Source organism: Duganella sp. sic0402, from assembly GCF_019219065.1.
Taxonomy (GTDB): domain Bacteria; phylum Pseudomonadota; class Gammaproteobacteria; order Burkholderiales; family Burkholderiaceae_D; genus Rugamonas.
Map to the genome: position 1 here is coordinate 26,016 of NZ_JAHUWK010000003.1, position 20,256 is coordinate 46,271.

Annotated in this window: 13 protein-coding genes; 4 read left to right on the top strand and 9 right to left on the bottom strand. The window is 63.2% G+C overall.

The window, feature by feature from the left end; translation table 11 throughout:
• Positions 1 to 63: 63 nt before the first annotated feature.
• The 7 genes from KW842_RS09150 to prpB all read right to left on the bottom strand — a co-directional run bounded on the left by KW842_RS09150 (position 64) and on the right by prpB (position 9,823).
• Positions 64 to 1,725, bottom strand: a complete 1,662-nt coding sequence (locus tag KW842_RS09150; protein WP_218303797.1) for a cation acetate symporter — start codon at positions 1,723 to 1,725, stop codon at positions 64 to 66.
• Positions 1,722 to 2,030, bottom strand: a complete 309-nt coding sequence (locus KW842_RS09155) for a DUF485 domain-containing protein (protein WP_218303798.1) — start codon at positions 2,028 to 2,030, stop codon at positions 1,722 to 1,724. The genes KW842_RS09150 and KW842_RS09155 overlap by 4 nt, the downstream gene beginning before the upstream one ends.
• Positions 2,031 to 2,102: 72 nt before the next feature.
• Positions 2,103 to 3,968 carry a propionate--CoA ligase gene (locus tag KW842_RS09160; protein WP_218303799.1) on the bottom strand — a complete coding sequence of 622 codons (1,866 nt, stop codon included), beginning with the start codon at positions 3,966 to 3,968 and terminating at the stop codon, positions 2,103 to 2,105.
• 23 nt (positions 3,969 to 3,991) lie between these two features.
• The gene (gene prpF, locus KW842_RS09165; protein WP_218304258.1) at positions 3,992 to 5,173 is read right to left on the bottom strand and encodes a 2-methylaconitate cis-trans isomerase PrpF; all 1,182 of its coding nucleotides are present in this window, start codon (positions 5,171 to 5,173) and stop codon (positions 3,992 to 3,994) included.
• Entirely contained in the window at positions 5,173 to 7,770 is a 2,598-nt protein-coding gene (gene acnD / locus KW842_RS09170) for a Fe/S-dependent 2-methylisocitrate dehydratase AcnD (protein ID WP_218303800.1), read from the bottom strand. The genes prpF and acnD overlap by 1 nt, the downstream gene beginning before the upstream one ends.
• Before the next feature lie 2 nt (positions 7,771 to 7,772).
• Positions 7,773 to 8,921, bottom strand: coding sequence for a 2-methylcitrate synthase (gene prpC, locus KW842_RS09175; protein WP_218303801.1), 1,149 nt, complete (start codon positions 8,919 to 8,921; stop codon positions 7,773 to 7,775).
• A gap of 14 nt (positions 8,922 to 8,935) precedes the next feature.
• The gene (gene prpB, locus KW842_RS09180) at positions 8,936 to 9,823 is read right to left on the bottom strand and encodes a methylisocitrate lyase (protein WP_218303802.1); all 888 of its coding nucleotides are present in this window, start codon (positions 9,821 to 9,823) and stop codon (positions 8,936 to 8,938) included.
• A gap of 145 nt (positions 9,824 to 9,968) precedes the next feature.
• Here prpB and prpR point away from each other — a divergent pair, with 145 nt between their 5' ends.
• The 4 genes from prpR to KW842_RS09200 all read left to right on the top strand — a co-directional run bounded on the left by prpR (position 9,969) and on the right by KW842_RS09200 (position 14,336).
• The gene (gene prpR, locus KW842_RS09185; RefSeq protein WP_218303803.1) at positions 9,969 to 11,603 is read left to right on the top strand and encodes a propionate catabolism operon regulatory protein PrpR; all 1,635 of its coding nucleotides are present in this window, start codon (positions 9,969 to 9,971) and stop codon (positions 11,601 to 11,603) included.
• Positions 11,604 to 11,722: 119 nt separating this feature from the next.
• Positions 11,723 to 12,595: an alpha/beta fold hydrolase gene (locus tag KW842_RS09190; RefSeq protein WP_218303804.1), complete on the top strand. Its 873-nt coding sequence runs from the start codon at positions 11,723 to 11,725 to the stop codon at positions 12,593 to 12,595.
• Positions 12,592 to 13,626: a sensor histidine kinase gene (locus tag KW842_RS09195; RefSeq protein ID WP_218303805.1), complete on the top strand. Its 1,035-nt coding sequence runs from the start codon at positions 12,592 to 12,594 to the stop codon at positions 13,624 to 13,626. The genes KW842_RS09190 and KW842_RS09195 overlap by 4 nt, the downstream gene beginning before the upstream one ends.
• A complete protein-coding gene (locus tag KW842_RS09200; protein ID WP_218303806.1) occupies positions 13,626 to 14,336 on the top strand; it encodes a LytTR family DNA-binding domain-containing protein in 711 nt (236 codons plus the stop codon). Before KW842_RS09195 ends, KW842_RS09200 begins: the two co-directional genes overlap by 1 nt.
• A gap of 15 nt (positions 14,337 to 14,351) precedes the next feature.
• On the opposite strand, the gene KW842_RS09205 is transcribed toward KW842_RS09200, so the two are convergent.
• Complete coding sequence (locus KW842_RS09205; protein ID WP_218303807.1) at positions 14,352 to 16,784, bottom strand: FtsX-like permease family protein; 2,433 nt, start codon at positions 16,782 to 16,784, stop codon at positions 14,352 to 14,354.
• A gap of 118 nt (positions 16,785 to 16,902) precedes the next feature.
• Complete coding sequence (locus KW842_RS09210) at positions 16,903 to 20,250, bottom strand: S41 family peptidase (protein ID WP_229223595.1); 3,348 nt, start codon at positions 20,248 to 20,250, stop codon at positions 16,903 to 16,905.
• Positions 20,251 to 20,256 lie beyond the last annotated feature (6 nt).

Below are 20,256 nucleotides of genomic sequence, written 5' to 3' on the forward strand. Positions count from 1 at the left end.
GTACCTAAAAACGACAATGCCCGGCGAACCGGGCATTGTCATGGTCATACCTTGCTATTTAGATCAGTGTGCGCTAGCGCCTGCAGCACCGATGCCGGTTTCGGAACGCATTTCCTGCGCTTCGTAGCCAGCGCGGTCGATGCGTGCGCGTGGGCTGCGGTCCAGCAGCGAGAAGATCCAGATACCGGCAAAGGCGGCAGGCATCGAGAAGATCGCTGGCGAAGCGTAAGGGAACAGCGCTTCCGCGTGACCCAGCACGTCCACCCACACCGACTTCGACAGCACCGTCATCACCAGCGCCAGCGTCAGGCCGATAAAGCCGCCGATGGTGGCGCCGCGCGTGGTGCAGTCCTTCCACAGTACCGACATGAACAGCACCGGGAAGTTGGCCGACGCAGCAATCGCGAACGCCAGCGACACCATGAAGGCAATGTTCTGCTTCTCGAACGCGATGCCCAGCACCACGGCGATAATGCCCAGTGCGATGGTGGTGATCTTCGATACGCGCAGTTCGCTCGCACCGCTGGCCTGGCCTTTGGCGATCACAGTGGCGTACAGGTCGTGAGACACGGCCGAAGCACCGGACAGCGTCAGGCCCGCAACCACGGCCAGAATGGTGGCGAAAGCCACAGCCGAGATAAAGCCCAGGAAGACGTTGCCGCCAACCGCTTTGGCCAGGTGCACCGCAGCCATATTATTACCGCCCAGGAGCTTGCCAGCAGCGTCCTTGAACTCCGGATTGGTGCTCACCAGGACAATGGCGCCGAAGCCGATGATGAAAGTCAGCACGTAGAAGTAAGCGATCCAGGTAGTAGCCCAGAACACCGACTTGCGCGCTTCTTTCGCGCTTGGGACGGTGAAGAAGCGCATCAGGATGTGCGGCAGGCCGGCGGTGCCAAACATCAGCGCCATGCCGAACGAGATCGCAGACACAGGGTCTTTGATGAAGGTGCCTGGGCCCATGATGGCCTCTTTGTTTGCGTGCAGCTCCACCGATTTGGCAAACAGCGCCTCAGGGCTGAAGTTGAACTGCGCCAGCACGGCAATCGCCATGAAGCTTGCGCCGCCCAGCAGCATCACGGCCTTGATGATCTGCACCCAGGTAGTGGCGGTCATGCCGCCGAACAGCACATAGATCATCATCAGCGTGCCAACCAATACCACGGCGATCCAGTATTCCAGGCCAAACAGCAGTTTGATCAGCTGGCCCGCACCTACCATCTGCGCGATCAGGTAAAAAGCCACCACCACCAGCGTGCCGGAGGCCGAGAAGATGCGGATCGGCGCCTGCTTGAAGCGGTACGCTGCCACGTCGGCAAAGGTGAAGCGGCCCAGATTGCGCAGGCGCTCCGCCATCAGGAAGGTGATGATCGGCCAGCCGACCAGGAAGCCGATGGCGTAGATCAGGCCATCGTAACCGTTCAGGAACACCGACGCGGAAATACCGAGGAAGGAAGCCGCCGACATGAAGTCGCCGGCAATCGCCAGGCCGTTCTGGAAGCCGGTGATGCCGCCGCCAGCGGTGTAGAAGTCGGCAGCGGAACGCGTTTTCGCGGCCGCCCATTTGGTGATGTACAGCGTGAACACAACGAACACGCCGAACATGGTGATCGCGGTCCAGTTGGTCGCCTGTTTGGTGGCCTGGCCCAGATCGCCACCGGCAGCCAGGGCTGCGCCGCATGCGGCCAGCAGTGCTGGCGCCATCAGTTTTTTCAAGATGCTCATGCTTTCACCTTGTCGTGGATGGCTTGGGTCAGTTCATCGTACTGGCTGTTGGCGCGGCGTACATACACGCCGGTGATCAGCACCGTGAAGAGGATGACGAACAGGCCAATCGGCATGCCCCAGGTCATGACGCCGTCACCGGTTTTGGTGGCGAGGAATTCTTTATCGAAGGCGATCAGCAGGATGTAGCCGTAATAAACCACCAGCATCGCAGCGGTCAGCATCCAGCCAAAGCGGGAGCGCGACTTTACCAGTTTATGGTAATTGGGGTCGCGCTTGAGTTGTTGTACGAGGTCGTCGTGCATTGTGTGTCTCCATTATTGATGCTCTTCTATCAGAGCTTAAACACAGAATAGGAGATCAGCCTTACCACTGGCTTACAACAGTGCACGCTGAATTTGCTGTAGCGATGCGGGATCTTCGATCGATGTCAGGTCGCCGGGATTGCGGCCTTCGCAGATCGCCTGTATCGAGCGGCGCAGCAATTTGCCAGAGCGCGTTTTGGGCAGCTGCGTAACGAAGTACACACGCGCCGGCCGCGCCACCGCACCGAGCTGCCGGTCCACGACCGCCATCACATCCTGTTCCAGCGTGCCGGCGCTGGCGTCCTTCAAAATTGCAAACGCCACCGCAACCTGTCCCTTGATCTTGTCTTCCACACCCACCACCGCCACTTCCGACACATTCGGATGGCTGGTGATCGACTCTTCTATCTCGCGCGTGCCCAAGCGGTGGCCAGCAACGTTGATCACATCATCGGTGCGGCCGAGAATAAAGTAGTAGCCGTCCGCATCGCGCACACCCCAATCGAAAGTGGAATACAGCATGCGGCCGCCGTGCTGCGTCCAATAGGTATCGACAAAGCGCTGGTCGTCGCCGTACACCGTCTGCATGCAGCCGGGAGGCAGCGGGCCCTCGATCGTTACCACGCCCTTGTCGCCGGCGCCACATTCCTCGCCGGTGGACTCATTGATCAGCCGGACCTTGTAGCCGTACATCGCCACGCCCGGACTGCCGAGGCGCGTCGGCACATCTTCAACACCCTTCGCAATCGACAGGATGGGCCAGCCGGTTTCGGTCTGCCAGTAGTTATCGATGATTGGTACGCCGAGTTCCGCCGCGATCCAGCTTGATGTCGTTTCATCCAGCGGCTCGCCGGCCAGATACAGTGCCTTCAGCGACGACTTGTCGTGCCGGCGCATGAACTCCGGCGCTTGTTTGCGCAGCACGCGGATGGCGGTCGGCGCAGAGAACATGCGCGTGACCTGGTATTTTTCGACAATGCTCCACCAGATGCCGGGATCAGGACAGATAGGCAGTCCCTCATACATAATGGTCGCCATGCCCGCGATCAGCGGACCATAGACGATGTACGAGTGCCCCACTACCCAGCCGATGTCCGAGGTGGCGAAGAAGGTCTCGCCAGCCTTTCCGCAGAAGTTATGCTGCATCGATGCTGCCAGCGCCACCGCATAGCCGCCCACATCGCGCTGCACGCCTTTCGGTTTGCCGGTGGTGCCGGACGTGTACAGAATATAGGACGGCTGGTTCGACTCCAGCCATGTGACCGGCACCTGCGCAGCCAGGTGCGCGGCGCTCAGCGCGGCATAATCGACGTCGCGCCCATCCACACGGTTCATCGGCGCCAGGCCGCGATCCACCAGCAGCACGCGCTGCGGTTTAGCCGAAGACAGATTGATGGCTTCATCCAGCAATGGTTTGTAAGGAATCGGCTTGCCGTTGCGCGAGCCGGCATCGGCGGAGACGATCAGCACCGGTTTGGCGTCATCGATGCGGCTGGCCAGGCTATTGGCGGCAAAGCCGCCGAATACCACCGAATGCACCGCGCCGATGCGTGCACAGGCCAGCATGGCAAACGCCGCCTCGGCGATCATCGGCATGTAGATCAGCACGCGCTCGCCCTTGCGCACCCCCAGCGATTGCATCATCGCCGCCCAGCGCTGGACTTCCACATGCAGTTCGTTGAAAGAGTAGCTGCGCTCCGTATTGGTTTCGGTGGAGATGGCGATCAGCGCAGGCTTGTCGCCTTGCGTGGCGCACCACCGGTCCACCGCGTTGTGGCACAGGTTGGTCTTGCCGCCAATGAACCAGCGGGCGAACGGCGGTCGGGAATAATCCAGTACCTGGGTGAACGGCGTATTCCAATCGATAAGCGCAGCTTCGTCCTGCCAGAATTGCTCAGGCGCGACGATAGAGCGCTGATAAAAATCAGCGTACTTCATGTCTCCTCCAATATTGTGCCAACTCAGGCGGGGATGCGCACCCAGCCTTCCATCAGTACCCGCGCGCTGCGGCTCATTACCGCTTTTGTCACGCTCCATTCTCCGTTTTGCCGCACGGCTTCCGCGCCGACACGCAAGGTGCCGGACGGATGGCCGAAGCGCACCGCATTGCGTTCGCCGCCGCCCGCCGCCAGGTTGACCAGCGTGCCAGGTATCGCCGCCGCCGTGCCGATGGCCACCGCTGCGGTGCCCATCATGGCGTGGTGCAGCTTGCCCATCGAGAGCGCGCGCACCAGCAGGTCGATATCCTCCGCCGCCACCGGCTTGCCGCTGGATGCGGCGTAGGACTTGGGCGGCGCCACGAAGGCCACCTTCGGCGTATGCTGCCGCGTGGCCGCTTCGTTCAGGTCCTGGATCAGCCCCATGCGCAGCGCGCCATGCGCGCGGATGGTTTCAAACATCGCCAGCGCCTTGGCGTCGCCGTTGATGGCGTCCTGCAGTTCAGTTCCGCTATAGCCGATGGCTTCCGCATTGATGAAGATGGTCGGGATGCCGGCATTGATCATGGTCGCCTTCAGCGTGCCGACGCCGGGCACCTCCAGGTCATCAACCAGTTGCCCGGTTGGGAACATCGATCCGCCCGCGCCCTCTTCTTCCGCCGCAGGGTTCATGAACTCCAGCTGCACTTCGGCCGCCGGAAAGGTAACACCATCCAGTTCGAAGTCGCCGGTTTCCTGTACCTCGCCGTTGTTCATCGGGATGTGCGCGATGATGGTTTTGCCGATATTGGCCTGCCATACCCGCACCACCGCCATGCCATCGCTTGGCACGCGGGCCGGGTCAACCAGGCCGCCGCTGATGGCAAACGCGCCCACCGCTGCGGACAGGTTGCCGCAGTTGCCGCTCCAGTCTACGAAGGCCTTGTCGATCGACACCTGGCCGAACAGATAGTCCACATCATGACCGGCGCGCGTACTCTTCGCCAGGATCACCGTTTTGCTGGTGCTGGAGGTGGCGCCGCCCATGCCGTCGATCTGCTTGCCGTAAGGATCCGGACTGCCGATCACGCGCAGCAGCAACTGGTCGCGCGCGGCGCCCGGCAGCTGCGCCGCCTCCGGCAGATCCTGCAGGCGGAAGAACACCCCCTTGCTGGTGCCGCCACGCATATAGGTGGCGGGGATTTTGATTTGCGGTTTGTGCACCATCATGCGGCCTTTGCGGATTCAAGGAAGTCCTGCGCGAAGCGTTGCAGCACGCCGCCCGCTTCGTAGATCGATACTTCTTCCGCCGTATCCAGACGGCAGGTCACCGGTACGTCCATGCGTGCACCATTACGGCGATGGATCACCAGCGTCAGCGTGGCGCGCGGCTTGCGCTCGCCAATCACGTCATAGGTTTCCGTGCCATCGAGGCCCAGCGTGAGGCGGTTCACGCCCTGCTGGAACTCCAGCGGCAGCACGCCCATGCCGACCAGATTGGTGCGGTGGATGCGTTCAAAGCCTTCGGCCACAATCGCTTCCACGCCAGCGAGGCGCACGCCCTTGGCCGCCCAGTCGCGCGACGAGCCCTGGCCGTAATCGGCGCCGGCCACAATCATCAGCGGCTGCTTGCGCTCCATATAGGTTTCGATCGCTTCCCACATGCGCAGCACTTGGCCTTCCGGCTCAACGCGCGCCAGCGAACCGGCTTGCACTTTGCCTTCGGCGTCGCGCACCATCTCGTTTTTCAGGGTTGGATTGGCGAAGGTGGCGCGTTGCGCGGTCAGGTGATCGCCGCGATGGGTGGCGTAGGAATTGAAGTCCTCTTCCGGCAGGCCCATTTTGTGCAGGTATTCGCCAGCGGCGGAATCCATCATGATGGCGTTGGATGGCGACAGGTGGTCGGTGGTGATGTTATCCCCAAGGACCGCCAGCGGACGCATGCCACGCAGCGTGCGCTCACCGGCCAGCGCGCCTTCCCAGTACGGCGGACGGCGGATATAGGTGGTCTGCGGACGCCAGTCGTACAGCGGGCTGACAATGGCGCCGTCATCGGCCTCGCGCGTGAACATCGGGATGTAGACCTTGCGGAACTGCTCCGGCTTGACCGCGCTGGCGACAATGGCATCGATTTCTTCGTCCGATGGCCAGATGTCTTTCAGCGTCACCGGTTGGCCATTGGCGTCGTGGCCCAGCACGTCTTTCTCGATATCGAAACGGATCGTGCCGGCAATCGCGTACGCCACCACCAGCGGCGGCGAGGCCAGGAAAGCCTGCTTGGCGTACGGGTGGATGCGGCCATCGAAGTTGCGGTTGCCCGACAGGACAGCTGTGGCGTACAGGTCGCGCTCCACCACTTCTTTCTGAATCACCGGATCGAGCGCGCCGGACATGCCGTTGCAGGAAGTGCAGGCATAGGCCACCACGCCAAAGCCCAGCTTTTCCAGCTCGGGCATCAAACCAGCTTCTTCGAGGTAGAGCGTGACGGTCTTGGAGCCTGGCGCCAGCGACGACTTCACCCACGGCTTGCGCGTCAGGCCGCGCGCGTTGGCGTTGCGGGCCAGCAGGCCGGCCGCGATCATATTGCGCGGATTATTGGTGTTGGTGCAGCTGGTGATGGCAGCGATGATGCAGGCGCCATCCGGCATCAGGCCAGGCACGTTTTCCACCACGCCGCTGATCCCACGCGCAGCCAGGTCGGAGGTCGCCACGCGGTTGTGTGGATTCGATGGACCGGCGATGTTGCGCACCACTGTGGACAGGTCAAATGTCAGCACGCGCTCATATTCCGCGCCCACCAGCGCATCGCCCCACAGGCCGGTCTGTTTGGCGTAGGTCTCGACCAGCTTGACCGTTTCGTCATCGCGGCCAGTCAGCTTGAGATATTTGATGGTCTGCTCGTCGATGTAGAACATCGCTGCGGTGGAACCGTATTCCGGCGCCATATTGGAAATGGTGGCGCGGTCGCCCAAGGTCAGGTGCGCGGCGCCTTCGCCGTAGAACTCCAGATAAGACGACACCACCTTCTGCTTGCGCAAGAATTCGGTCAGCGCCAGCACGATGTCGGTGGCCGTAATGCCAGGCTGCGGCTTGCCGCTCAGCTCCACGCCGATGATGTCCGGCAGCCGCATCCACGATGCGCGGCCCAGCATGACGCTCTCCGCCTCCAGTCCGCCGACACCGATGGCGATTACGCCCAGCGCATCCACCATGGGCGTATGCGAGTCGGTGCCGACCAGCGTATCCGGGAAGGCAACGCCGTCCACGGCCTGTATCACCGGCGACATGCGCTCCAGATTAATCTGGTGCAGGATGCCGTTCCCCGGCGGGATCACGTCAACGTTCCTGAACGCCTTCTTGGTCCAGTTGATGAAGTCGAAGCGGTCCTCATTACGGCGCTCTTCGATGGCACGGTTCTTGTCGAAAGCGTCCGGATCGAAGCCGCCGCATTCCACTGCCAGCGAGTGGTCCACCACCAGTTGCGTCGGCACCACCGGATTGACCAGCGCCGGATCGCCGCCCTGCTGCGCGATGGCGTCGCGCAGGCCAGCCAGGTCCACCAGCGCAGTCTGGCCGAGAATGTCGTGGCACACCACGCGCGCCGGGAACCACGGGAAGTCAAGATCGCGCTTGCGTTCAATCAGCTGCGACAGCGAGGCATTGAGGGTGGCCGGGTCGCAGCGGCGCACCAGATTTTCCGCCAGCACACGCGAAGTGTACGGGAGTTTGGCCCAGGCGCCTGGCTGGATCGCATCGACAGCGGTGCGCGCATCGAAGTAGTCTAGCTGGGTGCCTGGCAAGTTTTTGCGAAATGCGGTATTCATGATTATTTGCGGTCCTTGAGCGGCACGAATTGCAGGTCTTCCGGACCAACATAGTTGGCGCTTGGGCGGATGATTTTGTTATCGATGCGCTGCTCGATGACGTGCGCCGACCAGCCGGACGTACGCGCGATGACGAACAGCGGCGTGAACATCGCGGTCGGCACACCCATCATGTGGTAGGACACGGCGGAGAACCAGTCCAGGTTCGGGAACATCTTTTTAATTTCCCACATGACGGACTCCAGCCGTTCAGCGATGTCATACATCTTGGTCGAACCGGCTTCCTCGGACAACTGGCGCGCCACGTCCTTGATCACCACATTGCGCGGATCTGAGACGGTGTACACCGGGTGGCCGAAGCCGATCACCACTTCCTTGTTGGCGACACGGTTACGGATATCGGCTTCCGCTTCGTCCGGATTTTCGTAGCGTTTCTGGATTTCGAATGCGACCTCGTTGGCGCCGCCGTGTTTCGGACCGCGCAGCGCGCCGATGGCGCCGGTGATGGCCGAGTGGATATCCGAGCCGGTGCCGGCGATGACGCGGCTGGTGAAGGTGGAGGCGTTGAACTCGTGTTCCGCGTACAGGATCAGCGAGGTGTGCATCGCGCGCACCCACGAGTCGCGCGGTTTTTCGCCGTGCAGCAGGTGCAGGAAGTGGCCGCCGATGGAGTCATCGTCGGTTTCGACTTCGATGCGCTTGCCGTTATGGCTGTAGTGATACCAGTACAGCAGCATGGAGCCGAAGGACGCCATCAGGCGGTCGGCAATGTCGCGCGCGCCTGGCATGTTGTGGTCATCCTTTTCCGGCAGCACGCAGCCCAGCACCGAGACACCGGTGCGCATCACGTCCATCGGGTGAGCCGAGGCGGGCAGTGCCTCCAGTGCGGACTTTACGGCTTGCGGCAGGCCGCGCAGCGATTTCAGCTTGGCCTTGTAGCCGCGCAGCTCCGCTTCGGCGGGCAGCTTGCCGTGCACCAGCAGGTAGGCGATTTCTTCGAACTCGCAGGTGTTGGCGACGTCCAGGATGTCGTAGCCGCGATAGTGCAGGTCATTGCCGGTTTTGCCGACGGAGCACAGCGCGGTGTTACCTGCCGCAACGCCCGACAAGGCAACGGATTTTTTTGGTTTGAAGGTGGTGGCTTCGGTCATGCTGGTGTCTCCTCTTATTTCTTCTGTGCGGCGAACAGCGCGTCCAGCTTCTGTTCGAAATCGTGATAGTTGATGCGATCGTAAAGTTCAGCGCGGGTCTGCATGGTGTCCAGCACGTTCTGCTGCGTGCCGTCGCGGCGGATCGCGCCATAGACGTTTTCCGCCGCCTTGTTCATGGCGCGGAAGGCAGACAGCGGATACAACACCAGGCCGACATCAGCGCTGCGCAGCTCATCGACGGTGAACAGCGGCGTAGAGCCGAATTCGGTGATATTGGCCAGCACCGGCACTTTGACGGCAGCGGCGAATTGCTTGTACATCTCCAGCGTGATCATCGCCTCCGGGAAGATCATGTCGGCGCCAGCCTCCACGCAAGCAACAGCGCGCTCGATGGCGGCGTCCAGCCCTTCGACCGCCAGCGCATCGGTACGCGCCATGATGACAAACTGGTCGTCGGTACGTGCATCGACGGCGGCCTTGATGCGGTCCACCATCTCGTCCTTGCTGACGATCTCCTTACCCGGACGATGGCCACAGCGCTTGGCGCCAACCTGGTCTTCGATATGGGTAGCAGCGGCGCCGAACTTGATCAGCGACTTGACGGTGCGTGCGACGTTGAAGGCAGACGCACCAAAGCCGGTATCTGAATCCACCAGCAGCGGCAGCTCGCACACATCGGTAATGCGGCGCACGTCGGTCAGCACATCGTCCAGGTTGGAAATGCCCAAGTCCGGCAGACCGAGCGAACCCGCCGCCACGCCGCCACCGGACAAGTAGATCGCCTTGAAGCCGGCGCGCTTGGCCAGCAATGCGTGATTGGCGTTGATCGTGCCGACCACTTGCAGCGGCGATTCTTCCTGAACGGCTTTGCGGAACGCGGCGCCTGCGGAGTATTGACTCATATTCTGACCTTTCGGTGTTGCGTTGAAGTTGCGCTGTTTATTGCAAGGGGCGTGCCACGCCAGCAAGCTATATAAATCAACAAGTTACGTTCGCGCTATCGTTTCATTGTGAAACACTGAAACATATTTGAACTATAATTGAAACATGCGACATTCCACGCCCCTGCCCTTCGACGTCAACGACAAGCCGGTTATCTGGACGGTGTCGGTATCGCGCCTGTCCGACCTGTTCCGCGACATCACGCTGGAATACGACAACCTCGCCACCATCGAGCCGATCAACCTGGGATTTGAGGATGCGGCCAGACATATCCGCGAGCGCCTGGCGACGGAGCGCTGCGACGCCATCATCTCGGCCGGCTCCAACGCCGCGTACCTGAAAGGCCGCCTGTCGGTGCCGGTGGTGATCGCGAAATTCAGCGGCTTCGATGTGATGCAGGCGCTGGCACGCGCGCGGCGCGTGTCGGACCGCATTGGCATCATCACCTACCAGGAGCGGCTGGCGGAGCTGGCAGAGTTCTCCGGCACCTTCGGCTTCGACGTGGCGCAGCGCACATACGTGACCGAGGAAGACGCACGCGCGCAGGTGAACGACTTGAAGGCGGCTGGCGTCAAGGCGATTGTGGGTGCGGGCCGCATCACCGATCTGGCCGAAGAAGCGGGACTGACCGGCGTCTTCGTCTACTCCGCCGCGTCGATCCGCCACGCGTTTGATGATGCGCTGGAAATGGCGCGCCTGACGCAGCTGGAATCCAACCGCAACCGCGCGCGCGGCGCCGTGGTGACGGACACGCTGCGCGCCAAACACGGCATCACCGATCTGCGTGGCGATTCAGCGGCGATGGAGACGGTAAGGCAGGCGGTGGTGCTGTACGCGAAGTCGCCAGCGACAGTGCTGATACAGGGCGAAACCGGTTGCGGCAAGGAGCTGGTGGCGCAAGCCATCCACCGAGAGGCGCCGCGGACGCTCGGGCAGAACCGGCCGTTCGTGGCGGTCAACTGCGGCGCGATTGCGGAGTCGCTGTTGGAGTCAGAGCTGTTCGGGCATGAGGAAGGCGCGTTCACCGGTGCGCGGCGCGGCGGCCATGCTGGCCTGTTTGAAGCAGCCAACCACGGCACGCTATTTCTCGACGAGATCGGAGAGATGCCGTTGACGCTGCAAACGCGCCTGCTGCGGGTACTCGAAGAACGCGAGGTGGTACGCGTCGGCGGCACGCGGCCGATTCCAGTCCATGTGCGCATCATCAGCGCCACCCACTGCGACCTGGAGCAGCGCGTACGCGAGGGCCGCTTCCGCGCCGACTTGTTCTACCGGCTGGCGGTGCTGCGATTGACGCTGCCGCCGCTGCGCGCACGGCCGGACGATGTGATGCCGCTGGCCGAATGGTCGCTGAAGAATGCGCTGGCGTCGCTGGGCGCGCGGCCGCATCCGAATCTGCATGCGGAGATGACGGCCTGCGCCCTGCTGCTGCAGCGCTACGGCTGGCCGGGCAATGTGCGCGAGCTGCGCAATCTGACCGAACGGCTGGCGCTATTCCTGGCCGCCGAGCCGCTACAGGCACTGACGCCGGCCTTTGTTCTGAGCATCGCTCCCGAGCTGGCGGCGCGCCACTGCTTGCAGCCGACGCCGTCCACCGGTGCACTTGCGGCGCCGCCGCTGGCCGAAAGCGCCACCGCCGTGCTGGCCCGCTTTGGCGGCCGGCGCGACGCGGCGGCGGAGTACCTCGGCATCAGCCGCACCACACTGTGGCGCAAACTAAAGGTCGAAGGCAGCGAATAGTCCGCCCGGCTACCGTTCATCCGGCCGGAAAAACCGTTCATCAAGTAGCCGTCGCCGCCGCCCCGGCTGGGCGATAGCATGGCTTCACTTACTCACCAAGACCACGAACGGAGAATACCATGCTGATCAAGACCATCGCCGCCTTCGCCGCCACCATGATCCTCGGCCAGGCCGCTGCCGCCGACCATCCCGCGTTTAAAGTCGATGTCACCGGCACAGGGGCGCCCATCATCCTGATCCCCGGCCTGGGCTCTTCGGGCAGCGTGTGGGACGGCACAGTGGCGCACTACTGCGGCAGCGGCAAGCATCAGTGCCATGTGCTGACGCTGGCCGGTTTTGCGGGCCAGCCGGCCATCAAGGAGGCGCTACTGCCAGCAGTTGAACAGCAACTGAGTGCCTACATCAAGGACAACAAGTTCGATCGCCCGGTCATCATCGGCCATAGCCTCGGTGGTTATCTCGGCATGAAGCTGGCGTCCAATCATCCTGAACAAGTGGGCAGCCTGATCATTGTGGACTCGCTGCCGGCGCTGGGTGCGGTGCAGTTGCCGACCATCAGCCGCGAACAGCTTAAGCAGCAGGCGGACATCATGCGCGCTTCGATGAAGGCGCAGGATGAAGCAGCCTTCAAGGCTGGCCAGCTGCGCGCGCTGCGCAGCATGATCACCAAACAGGAAGACATCGCTCACGTCCTCGCCAGCAGCAAGCATTCAGACCGCGACACCATTATCGACAGCGTCAGCGAAATAATGGCCACCGACCTGCGCGATGATATCAGCCGCATCAAGGCGCCAACGCTGGTGCTGGGCACCTGGGTCGCTTACAAGGACTACGCGCCCAAGGCGGCCATCACCGCGACCTACACCACGCAGTACGCCAAGCTGCCCGGCGTGAAAGTGGAGATGGCGGACACCGCCCGCCACTTCATCATGTACGACGATCCAGCTTGGATGTATGATCGCATCGACAATTTCCTGAACCGAGCACCATGAACGACAAACGTCCGTTGATCGCGCGCCTGAACTGGTACTGGATCTTCCAGCTGTCCGGCTGGGGCTTCCTGCCGCTGATGTCCTTCCTGATGGGCGCCTGGCGCGTGCAAAGCCTGATGTGGGTCATGGCCTGGGGGGCGGCCAGCGGCGTGCTGATTACCGATGTGTGGCACCGCATCATCAAGCGCCGCATACGCAGCGGTCAGCCCACCAGCTGGCGGCTGGTGGCGGTTGCGGTGCTGGTGCTCGGAACCTTCCATACCTTTATACAATATCTGGGATATGTGATTTTTCAGCCGGCTCACATGGATCGTGGCTTTGGCTGGGTGCCGGCAGCGTTGCTGTCATGGTGGGCGATCTACCTGGTGTGGAATATCTTCTACATGGCAGTGCTCTCGCTGCGCCGCGCCAACCGCGCCGAGGCGGAGTCACTGCGGCTGGAAATCACCGCCAAGGATGCCGAGCTGCGCGCCTTGCAGGCTCAGGTCAACCCGCACTTCTTCTTCAACAGCATGAACAGCGTACGGGCGCTGATTTACGAGGACGCCGACGCCGCCGCGCTGATGATCGACCGGCTGGCCAGCGTGATGCGCTACGCGCTGCAATCGGGCCATCACGAAACGGTACCGCTGGCGGCGGAGATAGAAGCGGTGCAGGCTTACCTGGCCATCGAGAAAATCCGCTTTGAGGAGCGCATGCGCGTCAGCGTGGAAATCGGCATCGGGCTGGAACAGGTGCGCATTCCGCCGATGGCGCTGCAAACGCTGGTGGAAAATGCGGTCAAATATGGCGTTGAAACCAGCGCCACCGGCAGCGAGATCCGCATTCGCGCACAGCGGCTGGACGACGGCACGGTGCATATCGAAATCGCCAACCTCGGTGCGATCGTGCCGTTTGCGAATTCCACCAAGGTAGGCCTGAGCAATACGCGCAAACGCCTGGCACTGGCGCTGGGTAACAATGCGCAGCTGGATTTGTCTGAAAACAGTGGCTGGGTACGCGCCACCTTGACCTTACCGGAGGCCGCGTAATGCGCGCACTGCTGATTGATGACGAACGCCTGGCGCGCGCCGAACTGCGCCGTCTGCTGGCCGCCCATCCCGAGGTGGAGATAGTGGGCGAAGCGGTCAACGCGGCCGATGGCGTGCAGCAGATTGCGGCACTCAAGCCAGACCTGATTTTCCTCGATGTGCAGATGCCCGGCGGCTCCGGCTTCGACATGCTGGCGGCGCTGGAGGAAGCGCCGGAGGTGATCTTCACCACCGCTTTCGACCAATATGCGTTGCAGGCGTTTGAGGTGAACGCGCTGGATTATTTGCAAAAACCGATTCAGGCGACGCGTATGGCGGCGGCCTTGCAACGCTGCCGTGCGCGGTATCAGCGCATCACCTCTGGCGGCGTGGCGCCGACGGCGGTGCGCAAGCTGTTCATCAAGGATGGAGAGCGCTGCTGGTTTGTGCCGGTACAGGATATCCGCCTGTTTGAATCCGACGGCAACTACACCCGCGTATACTTTGAGCACCAACAGCCATTGATGCTGCGCTCCCTGAACCAGCTGGAAGAAAAGCTCGACCCCGAACGCTTCTTCCGTGCCAACCGCCGCCACATCGTCAATCTCGACTTCGTCGAACAGGTCGAGCCCAACGAAGCCGGAGGCCTCGACCTGACGCTGCGCGACCAGCTTCAGGTGGAAGTCTCGCGCCGCCGTGCCGCCCAGTTCAAAGCCCTGACCAGCCTGTAGCAGGCTGCCGCCGCTTCAGCCGTCGCGCAGCGCTTCGGCGGGCGGCAGGCGAATGGCGTTCCAGGTGTGCCGGGTAGTAGCAATCGCTGTGCTCAACAGCGTCAAGAGCAGCGCCAGCAGCAAGGTCCAGTAGCCGATTGGCGCGTGGGCGATGTAGTTGCCAAGATAGCGCTGGATCAGTAACAGCGCCACCGGCAGTCCCAGCACCGCCGCCAGCAGCGTCAGCATGCTGGTTTCGCGCAGCACCAGCAAGCCAATATCGACACGGCGTGCGCCGTGCAGCTTGCGCAGGACGATCTCGCGCGCGCGCCGCTGCACGGTGTTGGCGGACAGTGTGTAGGTCCCGAACGCGGCGATCAGCATCGCGACCACACTGGCCGCCGCCAGCACCCGCACCATGCGCGCGTCCTCGACGTAGTTGTCGGCGAGGATGGCGTCGGCGCGCTGCAATTTCAATATCTGCTCAGGGAAGTATTGTGGCCACAGGCGGCGCACCGACTCCTCCACAGCCGCCCTATCGCCGCGCGCACGCAGGCTGAGCGTGACGCCGGCCGTCCACAATTCAAACGCGGTTGCGCGTGGCGGAGAACGCAGCGAATGGAAGCGCAGTTCAGGCGCGATGCCCACCACGCGCTTGCGCACCACCTTGTTGTCAAAACCGGTGAATAGCACCGTCTCGCCCAGCGCGGCCTGTGGCGAGGCAAACCCCAGCGCGCGCGCGGCGATCTCGTTCAGGATCACCGGCACAGGATCATCTTCCTTATCGATGTGCGAATCGAACAAGCGTCCCGTCACCGGCACAATGCGATACAGCTCGAAGAAATTGGCGCTCACACCTTTCATGTCCATCAGCGCCGGCGTGCCGCCCGGCCGCGTCAGCTCGCGCGACCAAGCCTGATCCAGCTTGCCGACCGGGTCTTCCGACACGGCGACGCCCTCCACGCCCGGCTGTGCGGCCAGCGCCGCCATCAAGCTGCGCGCCTTGTCGCTGTAGCGCACCGGCTCCGGCAGGCTGACTACCAGCAGCGGTGCGGAGTCGAAGCCCGGTTCGGCGCGCATCATGTAATTGGTCTGCCAGGCGATGGCAATGGTGACGCCTGTAAGGCACATCGCGGTTGCTGCTTGCAGCACCGTCAACACACGGCGGAAGCGCGTGCTGGCCACCGACTCCGCATCGGGTCGGCCGGCGAGTACCTGCACCGGCCGCACGCGCAGCGCAATCCAGCTTGGATAAAGCGCGGTCAGCACACCCAGTACGCACCCCAAGGCCAGCGCAGCCGCGATATTGGAAGGCCGCAGCATGCCATCGAGTTCGCGATTGACCATGTGCGAGAAGGCCGGCAGCACCAGCCACGCCAGCAGCAGGCCCAGCACGGTCGCCAGCAGCGCCACCAGCACCGATTCGGCGATGAACAGCGCTGCCACGCGGGGTGCGGATGCCCCCAACACTTTGCGCATCGCTATTTCGCGCTGCCGGCGCAGCACGCGCACCGTGGCCAGGTTGACGTAGTTGATGCCGGCCAGCGCCAGTATCGCCACCGCAATCAGCGCCAGCCCGGCCAGCACAACTGGATTAGCACGCTGCGACGGTGTCAGGCGGCTAGTCTCCACGCGGTGATCAAAGTAGGCGTCGCGCAGCGGCGCCAGTTCAAGATCGAGCGCGCTGCGGCCGGCCAGCCGCTCCTTGGTCTCGGGAGGAAAATTCTGCAAGCTGGGCGTGCGCGCCACCACCCGCTGCAAGGCATCGCGAATGGCGGATAGCGACGCCCCCGGCTGCACGCGTATCAGCAGCTTGCCCATCCAGCCCTGCTCCCCCGTCAGCATCTCGCTGCGGATGGCCGGCTCGGTCAACACCGAGTTCACGCCAAACAGTGCTTCAAATGGAATCGTGGTATTGACTGGCGCGCTCACCACGGCGCCGACGCGGACTGTCTTGCCATCCGCCTGCAAGGTGCGGCCCAGCGCCTGCGTGGTACCAAACAAGCGCAGCGCAGCGGACTCGGACAACACCAGGCTGTCCGGCTGCTCCAGCGCGACGCGCAGATTGCCCTGCAGCGCCTGCAAACCCAGCGTGCTGTCAAAACCCGGCAGCACCACCAGACCGTTCAAGGGCAGCAAGCCGGCCTGCGCGCGCACCACCAGTGGCCGTTCGACCGGCCGCATGGGCAGATAGCTGGTAGCGTCTTTCACGCCTGGCGTGTTGATCGCCACCGCGCGCAGAAACAAGGGCGCCGCTTCGTACTTCGGCCGCTCGGGCGCCACGTTGTAATACTGGTTGACGACATACAGCTGATCCACATTCGGAATGTCCGCGTTGTAGCTCATCGAAAAACGTACAAAGCCAAGCAGCAGCAGGCTCGCTGCGAGGCCGATGCTCAGGCTCAGTATCACCGTGAGGGTGTATGCAGGTTGCTGGACCAGGGTGCGCCAGCCGATGCGAAAGTCCATAGGTATTAGGCCGTCATGAAGTTATCGCATCAAACTGCAACATCCATGCCACGCACACTTCTGCGCGTGGCGCCAGCACGGTGTGCGGAAATGAACGCTATCGCCGCACGGCAGCTGTTCAATTCCGGACATTCAGGCCGGGGATCACCTGCGGCGCGTATGGCTTGACTGGCTGCTCCTTGATTTTCTTATCCAGCAGTTGCAGCGCCACTTCCAGCTGGCGGTCCTGGCCCTGATAGGTGGCGCGCGGCGGATTGTCCACCACCACGTCCGGCGTCACACCCACGCCTTCGATCAGCCACTGGCCGTCCTGCGTGTTGAACTGGCCCATCTCCGCCACGCGCGCCATGCCGTTGTCGCTGAGGCGGTTGTTATCGCTCAGCCAGACGCCCGCGCCGGCAGTGCGCTTGCCGACCAAGGGTCCCAATCCCAGCGCCTTGACGCCGGCGGCAAAGGTTTCGCCGTCCGAGTAGGTGTATTCATCCACCAGCACCACCAGGTGGCCACGGAAGGTATTCTGCATATTCGGCGACGGCGCCACGCCCGGCGGCGCCCAGAAAGCCCACGCCTTGCGCAGCAGCTTCTCGATGATCCAGCTATCGATATTGCCGCCGTTGTTGCGGCGGACATCGATGATCAGCCCTTCGCGATTGACATTGGCGTAGAAGTCGCGCGCGAACGAAGCGATGTCGTTGGCGCCCATGGCCCGCAGGTGCAGATAGCCGATGCGGCCTTTCGACACTGCCTCCACCTGCCGCGCGCGCGACAGCTCCCAGTCGCTATAGCGCAGTGCGTTCTGCTTGAGCATATTCACCGGCAGCACGATCACCTGGCGCGTCTCGTTCTTGCGCTTCAGTTGCAGCAGCACCTGTTTGTCGGCCTGATTCAGCAGCAGGTCGGCGATGTCGCGCACCTCCAGCACCGGCTTGCCGTTGACGGCGGTGATGATGTCGCCCAGCTTCACGTCCACGCCTGCCTGGGCGAGCGGACCGCGTTGTGTTGGCAGCTCTGGCTCGCTGGCGTAGATGTGGTCAACGCGGTAGCCGTCCGCAGTGCGCGTCAGCAGCGCGCCCAGGCCGGCCGGCGTGCCTTCCGATGCGGAACGGCGAATATCGCCAGGACGTATCTGCGAGTGCAACGCTCCGACTTCGCTGACCATCATGCCCAGCAGGTCATCCAGCTCCGCGCGGTCGGTCACGCGCTCCACCAGCGGCGCGTACTTGGTACGCACCGCTGGCCAGTCGGCGCCGCGCATCTTCACGTCGTACAGAAAGTCGCGGTGCATGCGCCAGGCGTCGTTGAACATCTGCTTCCATTCCAGGCGCGGATTGGAGACGAAGGTCCAGTCATCCACCTTGACCCTGGCTTTGCTGGTATCCGTTGGCGCCTTGGCGCCCGCTTCCACCACCAGCATATCGCCCGCTCCGCTGGCGGCCAGCGTGCGGTAATAGACGTGCTTCTTGTCGGTGGACAGGTCAAATTCGCGCACATTGGCCGCAAACACTTCCGGCTTCGGATCGTTGCTGGCGATGGCGAGTGTCTTCAGCGCAGGCTTGCCGTCTGCGCCGTCGGCATCGATGAAGTACAGGCGCTTGTCGTCAATTTGCAGGCCACGGTAATTGCCCGCCGCCAGCGGCACTTCGTACAGGCGCTCGGCCAGGCCGGCGTAGACGATGGCTGGCAGGGCTTTGCCGGCCGGCTTGGTTTCGGCAGCCTTGCCGGCGGTTTTGGCGACGGCTTTTTCGGCGGCCTTTTCCGCCGCTTTCTCGGCCGCCTGTTCGGTCGCCCCTTCGGCCGGCTTGTCGCCCGGCTTGCTCAGTTCATCGTCCGGCTTGAACGGGAAGCGGTTATCCGCTTGCAGCGCCAGCGCGTAGACGCCGGTGCGCTTGTCGAACACCGGGCCCATATTGCGGTCGCCCCACGGCGAGCCGTTGGCCAGCGTGAAATGGCGGGCCGACAGGAAGTACAGCCACCGCCCGTCCGGCGAGAAGGCCGGCGAACGCGAGGTGTAGCGGTCGCTGGTGACGAAGTGCAGCTGCTTCGCGTCCAAGTTGTACAGGCCGATCTGCTCGCGCTGCGCGGTGCTGCCGGCGCGCACCAGCGCCAGATTCCTGCTGTCGGGCGACCACAGGATTTCTTCGTAATCGCCGACGCCGGTCTTGCCCGCGTCATCGATGATGGTGTTGGCCTTGCTGGCCAGGTCCAGCAGCCAGAAGCGGCCCTTTTTGTCGGTGTGGCCCAGCCAGCGACCGTCTGGCGACGGATACACCTTCCAGCGGTGATTGGTGCCGTCTTGGGTCAGCTGTTCGCCCTTGCCGGAACCGTCGGCCGCGAATTTCCAGATTTCGTTCTCGCCGGTGCTGTCGACGATCGCGTAGACCGTTTTGTCGTCGTGGCTGAACACCGCGTCCCGGGCGCGCGCGCCTTGCGGTATCGCGATCTCCACGCGGCGCTGCGCACCGGTGCCGGCCACGCTGACGCGGCCGCGCGCGGTCAGCACGATGCGTTGCAGCTTGCCGGCGATTTGCACATTGGTCAGCGTCTCCAGCGGCGAACGGATCTGGCGCGTGCGCTGCTGGTCGAAGTCCGACAGCAGGTCAATGGACAGCTGCTCATCCTTGCTGGCGGCCAGATCCAGCACGCGCAGGTCGGCGCCCAGCTGGTAGGCAATGCGGCCGTCGCCGATGGCGGCGTTGCGCACGTCCCACGCGCTGTGATTGGTGAGCTGGCGCGGGTCGCTGCCGTCCGGCGCCATGCTCCACAGATTGTCCGAGCCGCCACGGTCGCTGATGAAATACAGGCGGCCCTGCCACCACATCGGCCGTTTGTTGTTGCCGGTGTCGGAGGCCAGCAGCTGCAGCGCTTCGCTGTTGCCGCTCACATCGTAGCGCCACAACTGGGCGTAGGCGCCGCCGCGATACAGTTTGACGTTGTCGTTGGTCAGCGCCAGGCCGTTGCGGGTGAAGTACAGCGTCTTGCCGTCGTCGTCCAGCGCGGCGTCGTTGGCGTCGGCCAGCGGGAAGATGCGGCGTTGCAGGTCATTCGGTTTGACGGCGGCGATGACGAAGCTGCGGCCCGGCCCGCTGCCAGCCGCCATGCTGACCAGCACCTCGCCCTGGGCACTCCAGCCCAGCACCGTGACGGCGCCGTTCTCGAAGGTGATGCGCTTGGGCAGGCCGCCCGCCAGCGGCATCACGTAGGCTTCCTGCGCGCCTTCGTAGGAGGCCGAAAAGGCAAGCCACTGGCCGTCGCGCGAGATGGCGGCACTGGTTTCGGCCGACGGGTGCGTGGTCAGGCGCTGGGCCTGGCCGCCATGGGCGGAGGTCTTCCACAAATCGCCTTCGGCGGTGAAGACCACGGCGTCGCCACGGATGGCGGGATAACGGTAGTAGGCGTCGGCAGCGTGTGCGGAGGACAGCAGGCCGGCGGACATCAGCATCAGGGCAAGCGGGCGGGACAGGTTCATGGGCCA

What these genes read in the sequence shown, in the direction of transcription:
- KW842_RS09195 (WP_218303805.1), top strand. Translation starts at nt 12,592, where the DNA reads ATGAACGACAAACGTCCGTTGATCGCGCGCCTGAACTGGTACTGGATC.
- prpB (WP_218303802.1), bottom strand. Translation starts at nt 9,823, where the DNA reads ATGAGTCAATACTCCGCAGGCGCCGCGTTCCGCAAAGCCGTTCAGGAA.
- prpR (WP_218303803.1), top strand. Translation starts at nt 9,969, where the DNA reads ATGCGACATTCCACGCCCCTGCCCTTCGACGTCAACGACAAGCCGGTT.
- KW842_RS09150 (WP_218303797.1), bottom strand. Translation starts at nt 1,725, where the DNA reads ATGAGCATCTTGAAAAAACTGATGGCGCCAGCACTGCTGGCCGCATGC.
- KW842_RS09155 (WP_218303798.1), bottom strand. Translation starts at nt 2,030, where the DNA reads ATGCACGACGACCTCGTACAACAACTCAAGCGCGACCCCAATTACCAT.
- KW842_RS09190 (WP_218303804.1), top strand. Translation starts at nt 11,723, where the DNA reads ATGCTGATCAAGACCATCGCCGCCTTCGCCGCCACCATGATCCTCGGC.
- acnD (WP_218303800.1), bottom strand. Translation starts at nt 7,770, where the DNA reads ATGAATACCGCATTTCGCAAAAACTTGCCAGGCACCCAGCTAGACTAC.
- KW842_RS09200 (WP_218303806.1), top strand. Translation starts at nt 13,626, where the DNA reads ATGCGCGCACTGCTGATTGATGACGAACGCCTGGCGCGCGCCGAACTG.
- prpC (WP_218303801.1), bottom strand. Translation starts at nt 8,921, where the DNA reads ATGACCGAAGCCACCACCTTCAAACCAAAAAAATCCGTTGCCTTGTCG.
- KW842_RS09210 (WP_229223595.1), bottom strand. Translation starts at nt 20,250, where the DNA reads ATGAACCTGTCCCGCCCGCTTGCCCTGATGCTGATGTCCGCCGGCCTG.
- KW842_RS09205 (WP_218303807.1), bottom strand. Translation starts at nt 16,784, where the DNA reads ATGGACTTTCGCATCGGCTGGCGCACCCTGGTCCAGCAACCTGCATAC.
- prpF (WP_218304258.1), bottom strand. Translation starts at nt 5,173, where the DNA reads ATGGTGCACAAACCGCAAATCAAAATCCCCGCCACCTATATGCGTGGC.
- KW842_RS09160 (WP_218303799.1), bottom strand. Translation starts at nt 3,968, where the DNA reads ATGAAGTACGCTGATTTTTATCAGCGCTCTATCGTCGCGCCTGAGCAA.